The following is a 17085-nucleotide window of genomic DNA, read 5'->3' as shown; positions in this document are numbered from 1 at the left end:
AAATAGCCTTCCCATATGTCCCTCCCCATCTCCCGTCGCGCGTATACCGACATGTACGGCCCCACCACCGGCGACCGGGTGCGCCTCGGCGATACCGGCCTGCTGATAGCCGTGGAACGCGACTACTGCGTGTACGGCGAGGAATGCAAGTTCGGCGGCGGCAAGGTGCTGCGCGACGGCATGGGCCAGGCCGCCGGCATCGGCCCGGCCGACGCGCTGGATTTGGTCATCACCAACGCGCTGGTGGTCGATTACACCGGCATTTTCAAGGCCGACATCGGCATCAAGGGCGGCCGCATCGTGGGCATCGGCAAGGCCGGCAACCCGCACATCATGCCCGGCGTCACGCCCGGCATGGTGGTGGGCGTCACCACCGAAGTCATTGCCGGCGAAGGCCAACTGCTGACTGCCGGCGGCATCGACTGCCACATCCATTTCATCAGCCCCCAGCAGATTCCCGAGGCGCTGGCCTCGGGCGTCACGACCATGATTGGGGGCGGCACCGGGCCGGCCGCCGGCACCAACGCCACCACCTGCACGCCCGGCGCGTTCTACCTCGAAACAATGTTGAAGGCCACCGAGGCCTACCCGCTCAACTTCGGGTTTCTGGGCAAGGGCAACTCCAGCAAGCCCGAGGGCCTGCGCGAGCAAATCGAGGCCGGGGCGCTGGGCTTCAAGCTGCACGAGGACTGGGGCACCACCCCGGCGGCCATCGACATGTGCCTGCGCATTGCCGAGGAGTACGACGTGCAGGTCTGCATCCACACCGATACGCTGAACGAGAGCGGCTTCGTGGAAACCAGCACGGCCGCATTTAAGGGCCGCACCATCCATTCCTACCACACCGAAGGCGCGGGAGGCGGCCACGCGCCCGACATCATCAAAATCTGCGGCGAGCCCAACGTCATCCCCTCCAGCACCAACCCCACGCGGCCCTTCACGGTGAACACCATCGACGAGCACCTCGACATGCTTATGGTCTGCCACCACCTCGACCGCAACATTCCCGAAGACGTGGCCTTCGCCGAGAGCCGCATCCGGGGCGAAACCATCGCGGCCGAGGACATCCTGCACGATATGGGTGCGCTCAGCATCATCAGCTCCGACTCGCAGGCCATGGGCCGGGTGGGCGAGGTCATCACCCGCACCTGGCAAACGGCCCACAAAATGCAGCAGCAGCGCGGCCCCCTGCCCGAAGACGCCGGCAGCGCCGCCGACAACTTCCGCGTGCGCCGCTACGTGGCCAAGTACACCATCAACCCGGCCCGCGCCCACGGCATCTCGCACGAAGTCGGCTCCGTCGAAATCGGTAAGCTGGCCGATTTGGTGCTCTGGAAGCCCGCGTTTTTCGGCGCCCGCCCTGAAATGATTCTCAAAGGCGGCATCATCGCCCAATCGCAAATGGGTGACGCCAACGCCTCCATTCCCACGCCGCAGCCCTCGTTCTCTCGGCCCATGTTCGGCGCGCTGGGCGGGGCCGTGGGCAAGTCCTCGATGGTGTTCGTAAGCGCCGCTTCGGTAGCGCGGGTGCAGGCTGATTACGGCCTGACCAAGCAGGTAGTGGCCGTGAAAAACTGCCGCAACATCAGCAAAAAGGACATGGCGTTGAACGACTACTTACCGAATATTTCGGTGGACCCGGAAACGTACCGCGTGATGGTGGACGGCGTGCACCTGACCTGCGAGCCGGCGGAGGTGCTGCCGCTGGCGCAGCTGTATAATTTGTTTTAGCGCCGGCACCTCACCCCCCGGCCCCCTCTCCCGCGGAGAGTGGGAGCTTGACGATTTATTTTATTGAATAACGACTGGCTCCCCTCGCCGGGGGAGAGGGGCCGGGGGTGAGGTGAACACGGCCGCGCCATCAACCCATGCACTTCGCCCGCCTCCTGCACCTCGTCGATTCGGCCCTGCCCACCGGCTCTTTTGCCTATTCCTACGGGTTGGAAAGCAGCATCACCTTTGGCCTCATCACCACGCCGTTTGCCCTGCGCAACTACCTGTATTCTTACTTGCAGCAAGCCGGCAGCGCCGAATTACCCTTCATCCATTCGGCCTTCCATCTCACCGAAAAAAGCCCCGATTTCCAAATCGTAGCCGAAGAATATGATGCCCAGCTGCTGGTGCCCGGCCTCTACAAAGCCAGCGCCGCGCAGGGCCGCAACTGGCTGAAGCTGCTGACTGCCTTCTATCCCGCCGCGCAGCTGGAAACCATCACCCAGTGGTTCACAACTCAGGGCATTCCGCCGCATTTCACGCTGGTTTTCGCGCTGGCCTTGCAGCGAGTGAGCTTTGCGCTGGGCGAGCTGCAAGCCATGTACCTGCACATGCTGCTGCGCGACCAGCTCAGCGCCGCCATTCGCCTCGGGTTTCTGGGGCCGCTGGAGGGGCACCAGCTGCAACACGATTTTTATGCGGTATTCGAGCACATCATAGCCGTGAATGCCGATAAGGAATTCGGTGAAGCGACCCGCTCCGCGTTTTTGCTCGATGCCGCGCAGGTGCTGCACGCGGAGATGTATTCCAAGCTGTTTCAGAATTAATGCCTGTCCGTCATGCAGAGCGCAGCGAAGCATCTCGCGTGGGGTAGGAATTCTTTTCTTGCGATTGATTTACTGTTCCCACGCGAGATGCTTCGCTGCGCTCTGCATGACGTTCTGAACTAACCGTTAATCACTAACCACTAACCATTATCAACATGGCTTTCGTCGAAAAACTCGCTCTGCTGCTCCACGGCCACGCGCACGAGGCCTACGAGTCGCCCGGCGCCTTTGACGAGCGCGAAACGCGCCGGCTGCCGTCGTACCGCAACTTCCGCAAGCGGGCCTTCACGGTGGGCATTGGCGGGCCGGTGGGCACGGGTAAAACTGCGCTGCTCAAGGCCCTATGCGAGCGGCTGCGCCACGAGTTCGAGCTGGGCGTGGTGACGAACGATATTTTCACCCGCGAAGACGCCGAGTTCCTCATCCGCCACAGCGCCCTGAGCGAGGACCGCATCGTGGGCGTGGAAACCGGTGGCTGCCCGCACGCGGCCATCCGCGAGGATATTTCGCTCAACATGGACGCGCTCGAAGGCCTCATGCAGCGCTTCAACTATGGCCTGGACTACCTGTTCGTGGAAAGCGGCGGCGACAACCTGGCCGCCCACTTCAGCCGCGAATTGGTCGACTATTCCATCTACGTCATCGACGTGTCGGGCGGCGACAAAATCCCGCGCAAAGGCGGCCCCGGCATCACCCAATCCGACCTGCTCGTCATCAACAAAATTGACCTCAAAGACCTGATAAAAGCCGACCTCGGCGTAATGGCGCGCGACTCGGCCCGGATGCGCGGCGATGGACCATTCCTGTTTGCCCGCGCCACGGATGGTTTCGGGCTAGATGAAATCACTGCCCACATCAAAGCTGCCAAAGCCCGGGCGGTGGCCGCCGTGCGCGAGGACCGGCGGTGAGGACGCCTGCGGTTCAATGAAGAATGAGCAATGAGCAATGGCACTTGCTGGCGTCAATACTTGCGCAGCAAGGGATTGTAACCCAGCAGCTCTTTGTGCGCCAGCCCCGCCAGCAGGGCATCGCACAGCGGCTGCAGCGCCAGGCGGCTGGGCGCCGCCGCCCGCAGCACGCACACGTTTTCGCGGGCCTGCGTCACTGAAACCACGCATTCCTGGTTGCTGAGCCGGAAGTGCGGGCCCGTGCTGCCGGGCATCTTTTGCCGCTCCAGCATCGCTGCCAGATGCCGGAAGCGCGCATCGGCTGGGCTGCCCACCAGGAATACGGAAAAGAAGGTTTGGTAGCCCGCAAAATTGGCCGGTGAGGCGGCAATGTGCTCGTCGGGACGGAAGGCAAACCTATCCAGCAGCACCAGTCGGCCGGCCATGCGCACGCGCAGCTCCGCGTGCAGGCTCGTGAAGGCAAACCGCTCGCCCTGGTCCGCGCGGCCGGAGTGAAACCAGTCGACCAGCAGCAGCAGCGCATCGGGCTGCAAGTGCCAGTCCTGGGTTTGGCGGTAGCGGCTCTCGGCTTGCGGCACCACGGGGTCGGGGAAAACTACGGCCAGCGCCCCGGCCCCCAGCGCGCCCACGGTCTGGTGCTCGGCCACGGCCCCGTCAATCGACCGAAAAACCTTCGTGCTGGCCTGCGTGCTGACGAACAGCCGGCTGCGCCCTTGCCCGCTGATGCGCAGGCGAATCGCATCGCCGGCCACCAGGCCGCCGCCGTAGCTGGAAAGCACCACGTGGCAGGCCGCGGAGGGCGAAGCCGGGTTGAAAACCTTGAGCGGCTGGACGCTTTGGCAAGCCACGAGGCGCGACCGGCCGCGCACTTCGGCCACCTCCAGCGTGCTCCATTCGGCGGGTGTGTTCATGCGGGGCGGGGGGTGAGCAATGGTGTAGGGGGCTACGGGTTGCTGAAATGCTTTCGGTCCTGCGAATTACGGCTCTGAGCGGCCCAGCCTCCGCCCGCGGGTTGGTCGAACGCCGTCCTGGGTGCTGCTCCGGGCCGGGCCGGGCCGGGAGTGGCGGGCAATAGGCGCCGCGCGGGCTCGTTGGAGAAGTCGCGCGGGCACTGTATTTTCGAGCATCCTCGCGCCCGGCTCATGCAGAACTACTACCGCGTTTTGGGCGTCGCGCCCGCCGCCACGGCGCTGGAAATTGAGCAGGGCTACCTGCGCCAGCGCACCCGCCTCAAGCGCCTGGCCGCCGCCGACCCGGCCATGAAGTCCCGGCTGGCCGAGGTGGAAACGGGCTTCGACATCCTGGGCAACCCCCGGCGCCGGCTCGCCTACGACGTGCTGCTGGCCGACGAGCCCGCCCCGCCCGCCCCGCGCCCGCGGCCCGCCGACGAGCAACTGCGGCGCTACGCCCCGGTGGCCCGCCGCCTCAACGTGGCTTTGCTGGCCTGCTGCCTGCTGCTGGCCCTCGACTGGGCCCTGCCCGCACGCGAGTTTGCCCGCGAAACCGTGCGCAGCCGCTTCCCCATCGCGGTGTCCTCGTCCCTCTCCGACCCGCAGCTGGCTTACCGCGTGCGCACCGAGCACACCACGTTCCGGCTGCCCAGCGCCATCGGCTACCGGGTGCGCGAGTACGAACGCATCGTGGTGTGGCAAACGCCCTTGCTCGGGGTGGTGCGGCGCGTGAGCGTGCCCGCTTCGCCCGAGGGGCCCGCCCCGTTTCAGCCCTACGGCGGCACCATCTACGGCACGTTTGCCCTGCTGCCGCTGCTGGTGGCCGTGGTGGCAGCGGTGGGGGCGTGGCCCGGCCGCGCCGCCGAAACGGTGGTGAACACGGCAGTCGTCAGCGGCCTGCTGGCCGTGCTGACCTTGATTATCCTGCTGTGGTTTTAAAAAGCCGGGACTTCCCGAGAACTCCGGGGTCGGTAAGCCTCCAGTCTAAAGCAGCGCCGAACAGCTCAAGCCCGTAACCGGTGCCCTGGCGGCCTAATGCGGGCCTTATTGGCGCGGGCTGAGCTGCTTTCGCAACCAGGCGTCGGCGGCTTCCGCGGTGTCGAAGTATTGATAGGTGAGCTGGCCATTCACGCCCGCGCCCACCGCGCGGGCGGCCAGCCGGCCGAGCGGCGTGTCGGCCTCCACCACGGCGCAACGGTCGTAGCCGCCCTCGGCCACGGCGCGGGGCATCCAGTCGTGGGTAAGCCAGGTCTGAATCTCGGGCGGCATGGGCGGGCGCTGGTTGTGCACGGTCATCAGGGCCGTGACGCGGTGGTGCAGCAGGGCCCGCAGCACGTGCTCGTAAATGCCCCGCAGCTCGCCCGGCGTCACCGCCGCGGGCTGCCAGTCGAGGCGGACGTAGCCCACCGGCGCGTAGGAGATGACAGCCGCCGGGTTGCGGAAATAATGGAGGGTTGGCATCACCCGGTAAAGATAGGCTAGCTGGTCAGTACGCCAGCCACACCGCCGCCAGGGCCAGCAGCGCGGGTACGGTCTGCACCAGCAAGATGCGCTTGCCGGCCGTGAGCGCGCCGTAAACGCCGGCCACCGCCACGCAACCCAGAAAAAAACTGGCCACGTTGCGGTGCCAAGTTGGGTCGGTAATCAGCAGCGCCCACACCAGCCCCGCCGCCAGAAAGCCGTTGTACAGCCCCTGGTTGGCCGCCAGCACCTTGGTGGGCGCGAACAGCTCCGGCCGCAGCGAACGGAACGTTTTGGGCCCGCGCGTGGTCCAGGCAAACATCTCCAGCCACAGGATGTAGGCGTGGATGAGGACGACCAGGCCGATGAGAACTTGGCTGAGCAGGTGCATGGCGCGAAGGTTTTGAACAATAAGTAAGTCCCGCCGGGTGGGGCAGGCCGGGTGTTAGCTGGGGGAGGTGTCGGCTTCGGCTACTTTGGCAGCAATGAAATCGTAGACTTTGTTGGCGAGCTTGTAGTTGATTTCGTGAATGCGGACGTGGTCGTAGGTGGGTTTGTAAAACGATTGGAACACAACTGGCCAAGTACTGTCATCAATAGAAGTAGCCTCGCCAATCCGGTAAGCCACTTTAAAATTGTCAGGTAAGAATTTGTACTCAATTGAGAGTCGTAAATTGAGTACAACTCTATTGTCTTTGAAGCCGCCCCAATTAAGCACAAAAAACACTTTGTCAAAAGCATTGCGGGCACGTGCGAAGCTTTTTTCAGCAAAATCCAAAGTGTCCTTCCATGTGCCCACCTGACTCGAATTGTAGTCTAAATCAGGTTCGTGCCATACAAAGCGCACTCCATAAACAGCAAATAATTCGTTAGCCTGTTCAACTTGGGCGGCTAAGTCCGTAATCCAGTTTTCAAGCAGAATTTGGTAAAATTGTGTCTGAAGTGTCAACCCCCACGCAGTTACCGACGCTTGTTCCTGGGTCAGCACCTGTTTCTTAAGAAGGGCCCATTTCTTACCCAAGTCATCCGGTTCATCAATTGATTCGCCCTTTGCGGCTCGAATCATCAGCCGCAGCCCGGCTTCCACGTTGTCGATGATGAAGCGGAGGAAGGGTTCGGGTTCGCCGGCGTCGGCTTCGGCGAGGGCGGCTAGGTAGCGGTTGCGGTCATCGGCTTTGATGACCGTCATCGGGTAGCTGTGGCGCAGCAGAATCAGGTTCATCAGCAGGCGCGACATGCGGCCGTTGCCGTCGTCGAAGGGGTGGATGCGGACGAAGCGGTAGTGAAACTCAGCGGCCAGGGCCACGGGGTGCATGGTGGGGGCGCTGTCTTCCTGCCGGTACCAGTCCACGAGGTCGGTCATGCGGGCCGGCGTCTCCTCGGGGCTGGCGAAGTAGAACATCTCGCCGGTGGCGGTGAGCACGTTGTTGGGCTGTTGCTTGTACTGGCCGGGCACAATCATTTTGCGGGTGGCCTGGCCGGTGGCGGTTTGGGCGGGCGTGTAGTAGGCCTCGCCCAGCAGCAGTTGGTGCATACTTCGGACGAAGTGTTCCGTCAGCGGTTCCTGTGAGCGCACGAAATCTTCGAGCCAGAGCACGGCCTCGTTGTGGCCTTTGATGTCCAGATGGTCGCGCATCGGCTTGCCCGCCGCCGTGAGGCCGTGCAGCAGCAGCGAGCGGGTTTCGCCTAGCGTGAGGGAGTTGCCCTCAATGGCGTTGGAGTTGTAGTTCCATTCGAGCCGAAACTTTTGCAGCACCCGCTGCTCCTGTTCCGGGGCCAGGGGGCGCAGGACGTCAAGGTCGGCTTTGAGGCGGGTTATATCGGTGAAGAGGGGCATGGGGGCGAAGCTAGGCGACTGCTGCGGTATCAAGATTGGCCAAACCCGTCACTGCAGAGGGCAACTGCGTTTGGATGACTACCGCGGCTATGCCGGGCGGTAAATCGGCCGCTCGCACTGGCCTGGGCGGCCGGGCCACCAAGCGGTAGGCGCAAGAGTCGTGGTTGTTGTAATCTATCCTATCGAAGGAAAACAGGCCGCGCCGAACGTATTCCAGGTAGCTGCTTAAGTCGCCGTTGGGCGTGGCGGCCGTGAACGTTGCTTCTATTTCCTCATTCGTCGAAAGCTCTGGCAATGTCCCGAAATAGCTTTCGAGGGTTTCCAGGTTCTCTCGGGAATCCGCCACGGAAGCCGGCAGCTTGCCGCCCCACGAGCTTAAATGCACCAGGTAGCCGTCGGCGTCCACCGCAAACCAATCAAAGTCATACGCCTGCTGCTCTTCTTTGGAAATGCACATGTCCGTCCGGTTTGATTACTCCCCCAGCTTCCCCAGAATCTCCAGCGCCGCCGTGGCGATGACCGTGCCCGGCCCGTACACGCCGGCCACGCCGGCGTCGAATAGAAACCGGTAGTCCTGGGCCGGAATCACGCCGCCGGCAATCACCAAAATGTCCTCGCGGCCGAGCTGCCGCAGTTCCGTGAGCAGCAGGGGCAGCAGGGTTTTGTGGCCAGCGGCAAGGCTGCTCACGCCCACCACGTGCACGTCGTTGTCGGCGGCCTGGCGGGCAACTTCAGCGGGCGTTTGGAAGAGCGGGGCGATGTCGACGTCGAAGCCCACGTCGGCGAAGCTGGTGGCGATGATTTTGGCGCCGCGGTCGTGGCCGTCTTGGCCCATCTTGGCCACCAGCATCCGGGGGCGGCGGCCCTCGCGGGCGGCAAAGGCTTCGGCGGCGGCGCGGGCCGCTTCGAAAGCTTCGTTGTGGTGCATCTCCTGCGAGTACACGCCCGACACGGTGCGCGTAGTGGCCTGGTGGCGGCCGTACTGGGCTTCGAGGGCGTCGGAGATTTCGCCCAGCGTGGCGCGGGCACGGGCGGCGTTCACGGCCAAGGCCAGGAGATTCTTTGAATCTAATGAAGAATGAGGAATGAGGAATGAGGAATTATCGGAGGGGGCGGCCCCATCATTCTTCATTCCTAATTCTTCATTCTTTATTTCACCGAGGCGGATTCCAGCCGCCTCGGTGATGGCCGCCAGGGCTACTCTCACAGCCACGTTGTCCCGCGTGGCCCGAATGGCTTTCAGCCGGGCAATCTGGCTTTCGCGCACCGCGTCGTTGTCAATGTCCAGCACTTCGACTTCGGTTTTTTCGGTGGTCTGGTACTTGTTCACGCCCACGATGATTTCCTTGCCCGCGTCGATGCGGGCCTGCTTGCGGGCGGCGGCTTCCTCGATGCGCAGCTTGGGCAGGCCGGTTTCGATGGCCTTGGCCATGCCGCCCAGCGCCTCCACTTCCTGGATGAGGGCCCAGGCTTTATCAGCTAATTCATGGGTGAGGGTTTCGACGTAGTAGGAGCCGCCCCAGGGGTCCACTACTTTGGTCACGTCGGTTTCGTGTTGGAGATAAAGCTGGGTGTTGCGGGCAATGCGGGCCGAGAAATCGGTGGGCAGCGCAATGGCTTCGTCGAGGGCGTTGGTGTGCAGGCTCTGGGTGCCGCCGAGCACGGCCGCCAGCGCCTCAATGGCGGTGCGGGCCACGTTGTTGTAGGGGTCCTGCTCGGTGAGAGAGTAGCCCGAAGTCTGGCAGTGGGTGCGCAGGGCCAGGCTTTTGGGGTTGGCGGGACTGAACTGCTGCATGAGCTTGGCCCAGAGCAGGCGCCCGGCGCGCAGCTTGGCAATCTCCATGAAGTGGTTCATGCCAATGGCCCAGAAGAACGACAGGCGCGGGGCAAACTCGTCGATTTTCAGGCCCGCGGCCAAGCCGGCGCGCACGTACTCCAGCCCGTCGGCCAGGGTATAGGCCAGCTCCAGGTCGGCCGTGGCGCCGGCCTCCTGCATGTGGTAGCCCGAGATGGAAATCGAGTTAAACTTGGGCATGTGCGCCGCCGTGTAGCTGAAAATGTCGGCGATGATGCGCATGCTCGGCGCGGGCGGGTAGATGTAGGTGTTGCGCACCATGAACTCCTTCAGAATGTCGTTCTGAATGGTGCCCTGCAACTGTTCCGGGCTCACGCCCTGCTCCTCAGCCGCCACGATGAAGAAGGCCAGCACCGGCAGCACGGCCCCGTTCATGGTCATGCTCACCGACATCTGGTCGAGCGGAATCTGGTCGAACAGAATCTTCATGTCCTCCACCGAGTCGATGGCTACGCCGGCCTTGCCCACGTCGCCCTGCACCCGCGGGTGGTCGGAGTCGTAGCCCCGGTGGGTGGCCAGGTCAAACGCCACGCTCAGCCCCTTCTGCCCGCCGGCCAGGTTGCGCCGATAGAAGGCATTGCTGGCCTCCGCCGTCGAGAACCCCGCGTACTGCCGGATGGTCCACGGGTTCTGCACGTACATGCTGGCGTAGGGCCCGCGCAAATACGGCGCCTGCCCCGCGCCAAAGCCCAGGTGGTCAAGGTGGGCCACGTCGGCCGCCGTATACACCGGCTTCACGGCAATGCCCTCGGGCGTAAGCGTGGCGGCCGTTTCAGGTGCCGCCGCAGCGGCCGGGGCCGGGGCCGCGTCGTAAGCAATAGTGGAGAAATCGGGCTTCATGAAAGGAATTAAAAATTAAGAATTAAAAATTAAGAATTACTAAGCGGCGGGACCGATGCAAACCTTTAGCATCGAAGACTGTCGGCGGCTTAATTTTTAATTCTTAATTTTTAATTGACTCACCGTCCCTGCAGGCGGGCCAGCACCTCTTCGGTAGTGTAGCCCTGCACCTTCATTTCGTGAAAGCCGAACACGCGCACGGCCTCCTGCAGCGTCGGCAGGTCGGAGCTGAGCAGCGCGGGCGGGACGAAGACTTGCCGCTCGGTCGGAATCTGGTAGATAAACCGGGCAAAACGCTGGAACTGCTCGGGCGTGGCGTACATCAGCGTGGCTTCCTCGGCCGAAGAATACAGCAGCGACAGCGTGCCTTCCGGGTGGCTGGCCGCGATTTCGGGCCGCTCGTGGCCCTGCAGCAGTTGCAGAAACGAGTCCATGATAGTCTGGTTGGTGTTGGCCCCCAGCAACACCACGGCCGCGCGCTTGCTTTTCTTTTCGCGCCGCTCGAAGTGCAGGGCCGTGGCCAGGCGCAGCACCTCCGTGGGATAGGCGGCCCGGGTCACGTCGAACGCCGCCGAGCGCAGCAGCTTTTTGGGGTGAAAGCCAAACCGCTCGTCCCGGTTCTGGAAGCGGTTGGTGCCCACCACCACCTGCTGGCCGCTGGCAATGCGCCGAAACGTTTCCGTGGCCGCGGCCTTGATTTCCTCCAGCATGAGGCCCCGCACCCGGGGCAGTCCGCCCGCCGCTTCCATGCGCTGAAACAGCCCCCAGGCTTCCCGGGCCAACTGGTCGGTCAGGGTTTCGAGGTAGTAGGAGCCCGCGGCGGGGTCCTGCACCCGGCCCAGGCCGGCTTCTTCGCGCAGCAGCACCGAAAGGTTGCGCGCCAGCCGGCCCGAAAAGTCATTGGCCTCGGCAAACAGGCAGTCGAACGGCGCTACCGCGAGCGAGTCGGCCCCGCCCAGCACGGCGCTCATGGCTTCGGTGGTGTGGCGCAGCAGGTTGGTGTGCGGGTCGAGGGTGGTCTGGGCCCAGGACGACGTAAGAGCGTGAATGCGCAGGCCCGCGTTCAGCGCAGCCGGCAAGCCGAAGCCATGCAACAGCGTGGTCCACAGCCGCCGCAGAGCCCGCAGCTTGGCCAGCTCGGGGAAGTAGCTGGGCGCGATGGCCACGTGCACGTGCAGCGCCGCCGCCACCTGGGCCGCGCTGGTTTCCTCGTCGGGCAGCTCGGCTAGCAGGGCCGCCGCCGTGTTCAGGCTGAACGCAATCTGCTGGATGGCCGTGGCCCCGCGATTGCCGAAAAAGGCACCGTTCACGGCCAGGGCCCGGAAGTCGGGCATGGCCGCGGTCAGGGCCACGCAGCGCCGCAGCGCCGCGCGGTAGTCGGCCAGCTCGGCGCCTTCGGGCACCGGCCCGGGCGCGAAGCGCAGGAAGCCCCGCAGCGCCGTGCCGGGCGCAGCTTCTGCCAGCTGGCTCAATAGCGCATCCGGGGCTTCGGTCACGGTGTAGCCCACAAAAGTGCGGGCCAATGGCAGCAGTTCGGCGAGGTAGCGCACGGCAAACGCCGGTGCGTCGGTCAGGATGAAGTGAATGCCGTCGGCGCCGCGGGCCAGGGCGGCGGCAGCCTGGTCGATTTGCGCGCGCCCGTCGCCGGCCGGCACGTTCAGGGCCGGCACGTTCAGCCAGGGCGTCTGGGGGTGGGGCAGCGGTACCGGGGGGCCACCCAAAGCCGCCAGGGCTTCGCGGTGGTAAAAGGGCTCCGCGCTAAAGCCGTCGGGCAGGAGCCAGCGCAGCGTGGCGGGGTCCTGGCCCTTGAGGTCGCGGGCCAGGCGGGCCTGCCACTCGGCCGTGGTCACGGCCGGAAATTCAGCAAAGGAAACGGGCGCGGCCGCCGGGGTATCGGACATGGATGGGAGGCTCTTCGGGTGCCAGCAACGCGGCGGTTCCCTCAACGACGGGCCACCACCTCAACACGGGCCGAAAGATACCGCACTCACTCCGAAGCCGCCGCTGTGCCCCGTCGGCTGGCCAGGCCCGCATCGTAGCTTTGCGCAAACCGCAAGGTGCTTTCGTCCGTCGCCTGCTTTCTTCGCTCATGTTGCAATTCCGTCTTCGGGCCGCGCTGTTTCCCCTGTTGTTCGCCCTCGCGGTGGCCCCCGGCTGCCAGCGCGCGGCTTACGTCCCCACGGCGCGCTTTGCCCCGGTCACCAGCCAGCCCGTGGCCAAAACCCAGGCCGAGGACCCGGCCATTGCCGCGCTCATTGCGCCCTACCGCGACAAAGTGACCAGCCAGATGGCCGAAGTATTGGGCACCGCCCCGGTTGCTTTGGTGAAAAGTCCCGGCGAGTCGCCGCTGGCTAATTTCGTGGCCGACTTGCAGCGGGAGCGCGCTGGCCGGGCCCTGGGTCAGCCCGTGCCGCTGAGCGTGATGACTAACGGCGGGCTGCGCGCCGGCTTCGCGGCGGGTCCCGTCACCCTCGGCTCCGTATTTGAGCTCATGCCGTTCGAGAACGAGCTGGTGGTGCTCGATGCGCCGGGCCCGGTGGTGCAGCAGCTGTTCGACTACGCCGCGCACATCAAAATGGCGGTGTCCGGCGCCACCTACGCCGTCACCTTCGACGGGCTGGCCAAGGACATCCGCATTGGCAGCGAGCTTTTTGACGCCAACCAAAACCGCACCTGGCCCATTGCCATTTCCGATTACCTGGCCTCGGGCGGCGACAACATGGGGTTTTTCAAGCCGCTGGTGCCCCGCCGCACCAACATCCTGCTCCGCACCGCCATTGCCGACCACATCCGCGGCCTCACCAAGGCTGGCCAGCCCGTGACGGCCAAGGTGGAAGGCCGGGTGAGAGGGAATTGAGAATTAAAAATTGAGCACTAAAAATGGTAAAAAAACCAAGCGGATTTCGCGCCAATATTTCTCGCTATTTTTTTAATTTTTAATTTACAATTTACAATCTTTAGTTATTTCCCATGCAACGCCGCGAATTTCTCCGCAACACCCTGCTGGGCACTGCCGGCCTCACCGCGCTGGGCAGCCTTGCCCCCGTGGCCGCCGCTCCTGCTGCCAAAGCCCCGGTGAAGCTGACCATCCTGCACACCAACGACCTGCACTCGCGCATCGAGCCTTTTCCCGACAACGGCGGGCAGTGGGCCGGGCTGGGCGGCATGGCCCGGCGCGCGGCCCTCATCAAGGACATTCGCAGCAAGGAGCCCAACGTGCTGCTGCTCGACTCGGGCGACATTTTTCAGGGCACGCCGTACTTCAATTTCTTCGGGGGCGAGCTGGAATACAAGCTCATGAGCCAGATGGGCTACGACGCCAGTACGCTCGGCAACCACGACTTCGACAACGGCTTGGATGGCCTGCAGCGCCAGCTGCCCAACGCCGCCTTCCCGTTTCTGGTGGCCAACTACGACTTTGCCAAAACGCCCCTGGCGGGCCAATTTGCGCCTTATAAGGTCTTCGAGAAGCAAGGCATCCGCGTGGGAGTGTTCGGCTTAGGCATCGAACTGAGCGGCTTAGTGGCCGACAAAAACTTCGGCGGTACCGTCTACCTGGACCCCGTTGCCAAGGCCGCCGAGATGGTGGCTCAACTCCGCGGTCCCGAAAAGTGCGACCTGGTCATCTGCCTCTCGCACCTCGGCTACCGGTACGAAAACGCCAGGCTTGACGACCGCAAGCTGGCGGCTCAGGTCACGGGCATCGACTTGATTTTGGGGGGCCATACCCACACCTTTTTGGATGCGCCGGAAGCCATCACCGGCGCCGACGGCCACCGAACTTTGGTTAACCAAGTGGGCTGGTCGGGTATAAATTTAGGAAGACTGGATTATGAATTTTCGTTGAAAAATAAACGGCCGGGCTTATCCAGCGCCGCCGTAGTGCCGGTACGGGCGGCCTGTTAAAAGCGCGACAAAAGCAAGTGAATTTCTGCTTTTTTAAGTGCAGAGTTTTCCACAATTTTGTCCCCCCTTAAAAAAAATGGCGGCTGCAAAAGCAGCGTTTTTATCCTCTTTTTGCCCCGGCTAATTACCGGCTGTTGCCTTAACTTCTCTCATGCTCAAGGATTTTCGCACGGTTTGGGCTGGCTGCTTGCGCAGCATCGCTGCGGAAATCGGGGAGCAGAGCTTTAAGACCTGGTTCCAGCCCATCGCGCCCGTCGAGCTCAAGGGCAACGTGCTGACCATTCAGGTGCCGAGTGCTTATTTCTACGACTGGCTGGAGGAGCACTACGTGGACGAGCTCCGCCGGGCGCTGTTCCGGGAGCTGGGCGCTGAGGGCCGCCTCGAATACAGCGTGGTGGTAGACCAGGGCAACGAGCAGGCCCAACCGCGCACGCTGCACCTGCCGCCGCCCCGCAAAGCCGCCGCCCCCGACCCGCGCGACCCCAGCCAGCCCCAGGGCCCGCCCCCGGCGCCGGCCGCGGGCAACCCGTTGGCCGGCAGCGCCCGGGCGGCCTCGGCCCGCTACGTGGCCTCGGGGGCGGTGCGCACCACGCCGCGCGGCAACTTCGCGGCCGGCACCTACGGCGCCCACGCCGACACCCTGGCCCCGCCCCGCAACCCCTTCGACACGGCCCGGCCGATGGACGGCAACCTCGTGCCCTCCCAACTCAACGGCTCGTACACCTTCGACAACTACATCGAGGGCGACTGCAACCGCCTGGCCCGCTCGGCCGGCCTGGCTGTGGCCAACAAGCCTGGTACCACCAGTTTCAACCCGCTGATGGTGTACGGCGGCGTGGGCCTGGGCAAAACCCATTTGGTACAGGCCATCGGCAACCACATCAAGGCCACCGCGCCCGAGCGGTTCGTGCTCTACGTGTCGGCCGAGAAGTTCACCAACCAGTTCATCGACAGCGTGCAGCGCGCCCAGGTGCAGGACTTTGCCAATTTCTATCTGCAAGTCGACGCCCTGATTCTGGACGACGTGCAGTTTCTGGCCAACAAGGGCAAGACTCAGGAAATGTTCTTTCACATCTTTAATCATTTGCACCAGTCGGGCAAGCAGATTGTGATGACCTCCGACCGGCCGCCCAAGGACCTGCTGGGCCTGGAAGACCGGCTGCTGAACCGCTTCAAGTGGGGCTTGACGGCCGATGTGCAGAGCCCCGACTTTGAGACGCGGGTGGCCATCATCCGCAACAAGATGGAGCAGGACGGCATCGACATTCCGCCGGACCACGTGGTGGACTACCTCGCCAATTCGGTGCACACCAACGTGCGCGAGCTGGAGGGCGTCATTGCCTCGCTGGTGGCCCAGAGCAGCCTGAGCCGGCGCGACATCGACCTGGAAATGGTGAAGCAAGCCCTGCGCCACATCATCGAGGAAGTGGAGGCCGAGGTCAATCTCGACTTCATTCAGAAGACCGTGGCCGCTTACTTCAGCATCTCGGTGGAGCTGCTCAAGGACAAAACCCGCAAAAAAGAAGTGGTGACGGCCCGGCAGGTAGCCATGTACTTTGCCAAGCACCACACCGCGCACACCCTGAAAACCATCGGTTTTCACTTCGGGGGGCGCGACCACACCACCGTGATGCACTCGGTGCAAACGGTGTCGGACCTGGTGGATTCGGACAAGAAATTCCGCGACCAGGTAGACGAGCTGCGCAAGAAATTCGCGAAGTAGCCCGGACGCTTATCTCCCGGCTGGTCGCGTTATATTTGGGAAAGCCCCTGCCTTATGGAAACCCTTGCCCCGGAAATTTCCGACTACGAACTCGAACGCGGAAAGCCCATGCCCAGCCTCAAGCACGCCCTTATACAGGGTAACCTGATACACTTTTTGCGGATGGAATTAGGTACCGAGTACCTGGTCCTGCCCGAGTTGAGCTTGGCGCTGGACGCCCAAAAAGCGGTGCCGGACGTGTCCGTTTTTCTGCGTTCCGCCATCGACGCGACGGTTGAGCAAATTGCGGTGGCCCAAGTGCCGCGTACCGTCATTGAAATTCTCTCACCCACCCAGGTCATCGCCGAACTGCTGGAAAAGGCCGGGCGCTACTTTGCCGCCGGCGTGCAGTCGTACTGGCTGGTGGTGCCCGAGCTGCGGGCCGTGGCCGTGTATTCGACGCCCACCAAGTACCGGTATTTCTACAACGGCGACACGCTGGCCGACCCCACAACCGGCGCCAGCCTGGTAGTCAGTCAATTGTTCGACTGATTTCAGGAGGGCGCCGCTTCCTGCAGCGCCACGCCGTGCTGGGCCGCAAACTGCCGTACCTGCTCCCGGAAGCGGGTTTTGCGCGTCCTGCCCTTTACTTCGCGCAGGTTGAGGGCGTAGACTTCGCCGTCCTTCTGCTGCACGCGCAGCATCATCGGGCGAAGCTCCAGGGCGGCTATTTTTTCGGCGGCGAATACCTGCTTGGCCCGAAACAGGCCGCCTTTGTGCACGAGGTAGCCAGGGGCAAACTCAAGGTAGCTTTGGGTGCCGAAAACGGGCGCGTTGTGCACCAGCACGTAGCCCAGGTACACGAGGGTGAACACCAGAAACACCCAGTGCAGGAAGTGGTAGTCGCGCGCGTTGGTGTCGCCCCACATCGAGAACAGCACGTAGGTCAGCCAGAAGCCGCCGATGGCCAGCTGTCCCCAGAAAGGAATGCGGGAAGTATTGGCGGGCCGAAGGCGGATGCGGATGGTACCAGTGGGCATGGGGCAAATTTAGTTGTCCGTTGCTAGTTGTCCGTTGCCCGTTGTC

At 63.5% G+C, this 17085-nt stretch carries 16 protein-coding genes; 8 read left to right on the top strand and 8 right to left on the bottom strand.

All coding sequences use genetic code 11. The features are described 5' to 3' along the window. Nucleotides 1-15 precede the first annotated feature (15 nt). The 3 genes from ureC to ureG all read left to right on the top strand — a co-directional run bounded on the left by ureC (nt 16) and on the right by ureG (nt 3448). Complete coding sequence (gene ureC / locus RMO51_RS07105) at nt 16-1731, top strand: urease subunit alpha (protein WP_310393306.1); 1716 nt, start codon at nt 16-18, stop codon at nt 1729-1731. A 137-nt stretch (nt 1732-1868) separates the two neighbouring features. After that, entirely contained in the window at nt 1869-2540 is a 672-nt protein-coding gene (locus tag RMO51_RS07100) for an urease accessory UreF family protein (protein WP_310393305.1), read from the top strand. 155 nt (nt 2541-2695) lie between these two features. After that, nucleotides 2696-3448: an urease accessory protein UreG gene (gene ureG / locus RMO51_RS07095; protein ID WP_310393303.1), complete on the top strand. Its 753-nt coding sequence runs from the start codon at nt 2696-2698 to the stop codon at nt 3446-3448. 53 nt (nt 3449-3501) lie between these two features. Here the strand turns inward: ureG and RMO51_RS07090 are convergent, their stop codons facing one another. After that, nucleotides 3502-4359 (bottom strand): urease accessory protein UreD, encoded by an 858-nt coding sequence (locus tag RMO51_RS07090; RefSeq protein ID WP_310393301.1) that lies wholly within the window; start codon nt 4357-4359, stop codon nt 3502-3504. 231 nt (nt 4360-4590) lie between these two features. On the opposite strand from RMO51_RS07090, the gene RMO51_RS07085 reads away from it, so the two are divergent. After that, on the top strand, nt 4591-5337 hold the full coding sequence (locus tag RMO51_RS07085; protein WP_310393298.1) for a hypothetical protein: 747 nt from the start codon (nt 4591-4593) through the stop codon (nt 5335-5337). 105 nt (nt 5338-5442) lie between these two features. Here the strand turns inward: RMO51_RS07085 and RMO51_RS07080 are convergent, their stop codons facing one another. The 6 genes from RMO51_RS07080 to RMO51_RS07055 form a co-directional block, all read right to left on the bottom strand. After that, the gene (locus tag RMO51_RS07080) at nt 5443-5859 is read right to left on the bottom strand and encodes a hypothetical protein (protein ID WP_310393296.1); all 417 of its coding nucleotides are present in this window, start codon (nt 5857-5859) and stop codon (nt 5443-5445) included. Between the two features lie 25 nt (nt 5860-5884). After that, entirely contained in the window at nt 5885-6250 is a 366-nt protein-coding gene (locus RMO51_RS07075) for a DUF1304 domain-containing protein (RefSeq protein ID WP_310393294.1), read from the bottom strand. A gap of 54 nt (nt 6251-6304) precedes the next feature. Then, on the bottom strand, nt 6305-7696 hold the full coding sequence (locus RMO51_RS07070) for a Fic family protein (protein ID WP_310393293.1): 1392 nt from the start codon (nt 7694-7696) through the stop codon (nt 6305-6307). Between the two features lie 10 nt (nt 7697-7706). Beyond that, the gene (locus RMO51_RS07065; protein WP_310393291.1) at nt 7707-8153 is read right to left on the bottom strand and encodes a hypothetical protein; all 447 of its coding nucleotides are present in this window, start codon (nt 8151-8153) and stop codon (nt 7707-7709) included. 15 nt (nt 8154-8168) lie between these two features. Beyond that, the gene (gene scpA / locus RMO51_RS07060) at nt 8169-10391 is read right to left on the bottom strand and encodes a methylmalonyl-CoA mutase (protein ID WP_310393289.1); all 2223 of its coding nucleotides are present in this window, start codon (nt 10389-10391) and stop codon (nt 8169-8171) included. Nucleotides 10392-10510: 119 nt separating this feature from the next. Beyond that, nucleotides 10511-12292: a methylmalonyl-CoA mutase family protein gene (locus RMO51_RS07055; RefSeq protein ID WP_310393288.1), complete on the bottom strand. Its 1782-nt coding sequence runs from the start codon at nt 12290-12292 to the stop codon at nt 10511-10513. 188 nt (nt 12293-12480) lie between these two features. Between RMO51_RS07055 and RMO51_RS07050 the strand changes: the two genes are divergently transcribed. The 4 genes from RMO51_RS07050 to RMO51_RS07035 all read left to right on the top strand — a co-directional run bounded on the left by RMO51_RS07050 (nt 12481) and on the right by RMO51_RS07035 (nt 16551). After that, nucleotides 12481-13248, top strand: a complete 768-nt coding sequence (locus RMO51_RS07050; RefSeq protein ID WP_310393287.1) for a 5'-nucleotidase C-terminal domain-containing protein — start codon at nt 12481-12483, stop codon at nt 13246-13248. 113 nt (nt 13249-13361) lie between these two features. Continuing rightward, entirely contained in the window at nt 13362-14297 is a 936-nt protein-coding gene (locus tag RMO51_RS07045; RefSeq protein WP_310393286.1) for a metallophosphatase, read from the top strand. A 151-nt stretch (nt 14298-14448) separates the two neighbouring features. After that, nucleotides 14449-16020, top strand: coding sequence for a chromosomal replication initiator protein DnaA (gene dnaA, locus RMO51_RS07040; RefSeq protein WP_310393283.1), 1572 nt, complete (start codon nt 14449-14451; stop codon nt 16018-16020). 54 nt (nt 16021-16074) lie between these two features. Further along, nucleotides 16075-16551: a Uma2 family endonuclease gene (locus RMO51_RS07035; RefSeq protein ID WP_310393282.1), complete on the top strand. Its 477-nt coding sequence runs from the start codon at nt 16075-16077 to the stop codon at nt 16549-16551. Nucleotides 16552-16553: 2 nt separating this feature from the next. Here RMO51_RS07035 and RMO51_RS07030 read toward each other — a convergent pair whose 3' ends face one another. Next, the gene (locus RMO51_RS07030; protein ID WP_310393280.1) at nt 16554-17039 is read right to left on the bottom strand and encodes a hypothetical protein; all 486 of its coding nucleotides are present in this window, start codon (nt 17037-17039) and stop codon (nt 16554-16556) included. Between the last annotated feature and the right edge of the window lie 46 nt (nt 17040-17085).

Origin of the sequence: Hymenobacter sp. (genome assembly GCF_031398885.1) — a bacterium.
Taxonomy (GTDB): Bacteria; Bacteroidota; Bacteroidia; order Cytophagales; family Hymenobacteraceae; genus Hymenobacter.
Note: the sequence above shows the minus strand (reverse complement) of the source record. Positions and strands in the feature narration are given on the sequence as shown.

Bases quoted from the DNA above. Each gene is read 5' to 3' on its own strand.
- ureC (WP_310393306.1), top strand. From the start codon at position 16: ATGTCCCTCCCCATCTCCCGTCGCGCGTATACCGACATGTACGGCCCC.
- RMO51_RS07100 (WP_310393305.1), top strand. From the start codon at position 1,869: ATGCACTTCGCCCGCCTCCTGCACCTCGTCGATTCGGCCCTGCCCACC.
- ureG (WP_310393303.1), top strand. From the start codon at position 2,696: ATGGCTTTCGTCGAAAAACTCGCTCTGCTGCTCCACGGCCACGCGCAC.
- RMO51_RS07090 (WP_310393301.1), bottom strand. From the start codon at position 4,359: ATGAACACACCCGCCGAATGGAGCACGCTGGAGGTGGCCGAAGTGCGC.
- RMO51_RS07085 (WP_310393298.1), top strand. From the start codon at position 4,591: ATGCAGAACTACTACCGCGTTTTGGGCGTCGCGCCCGCCGCCACGGCG.
- RMO51_RS07080 (WP_310393296.1), bottom strand. From the start codon at position 5,859: ATGCCAACCCTCCATTATTTCCGCAACCCGGCGGCTGTCATCTCCTAC.
- RMO51_RS07075 (WP_310393294.1), bottom strand. From the start codon at position 6,250: ATGCACCTGCTCAGCCAAGTTCTCATCGGCCTGGTCGTCCTCATCCAC.
- RMO51_RS07070 (WP_310393293.1), bottom strand. From the start codon at position 7,696: ATGCCCCTCTTCACCGATATAACCCGCCTCAAAGCCGACCTTGACGTC.
- RMO51_RS07065 (WP_310393291.1), bottom strand. From the start codon at position 8,153: ATGTGCATTTCCAAAGAAGAGCAGCAGGCGTATGACTTTGATTGGTTT.
- scpA (WP_310393289.1), bottom strand. From the start codon at position 10,391: ATGAAGCCCGATTTCTCCACTATTGCTTACGACGCGGCCCCGGCCCCG.
- RMO51_RS07055 (WP_310393288.1), bottom strand. From the start codon at position 12,292: ATGTCCGATACCCCGGCGGCCGCGCCCGTTTCCTTTGCTGAATTTCCG.
- RMO51_RS07050 (WP_310393287.1), top strand. From the start codon at position 12,481: ATGTTGCAATTCCGTCTTCGGGCCGCGCTGTTTCCCCTGTTGTTCGCC.
- RMO51_RS07045 (WP_310393286.1), top strand. From the start codon at position 13,362: ATGCAACGCCGCGAATTTCTCCGCAACACCCTGCTGGGCACTGCCGGC.
- dnaA (WP_310393283.1), top strand. From the start codon at position 14,449: ATGCTCAAGGATTTTCGCACGGTTTGGGCTGGCTGCTTGCGCAGCATC.
- RMO51_RS07035 (WP_310393282.1), top strand. From the start codon at position 16,075: ATGGAAACCCTTGCCCCGGAAATTTCCGACTACGAACTCGAACGCGGA.
- RMO51_RS07030 (WP_310393280.1), bottom strand. From the start codon at position 17,039: ATGCCCACTGGTACCATCCGCATCCGCCTTCGGCCCGCCAATACTTCC.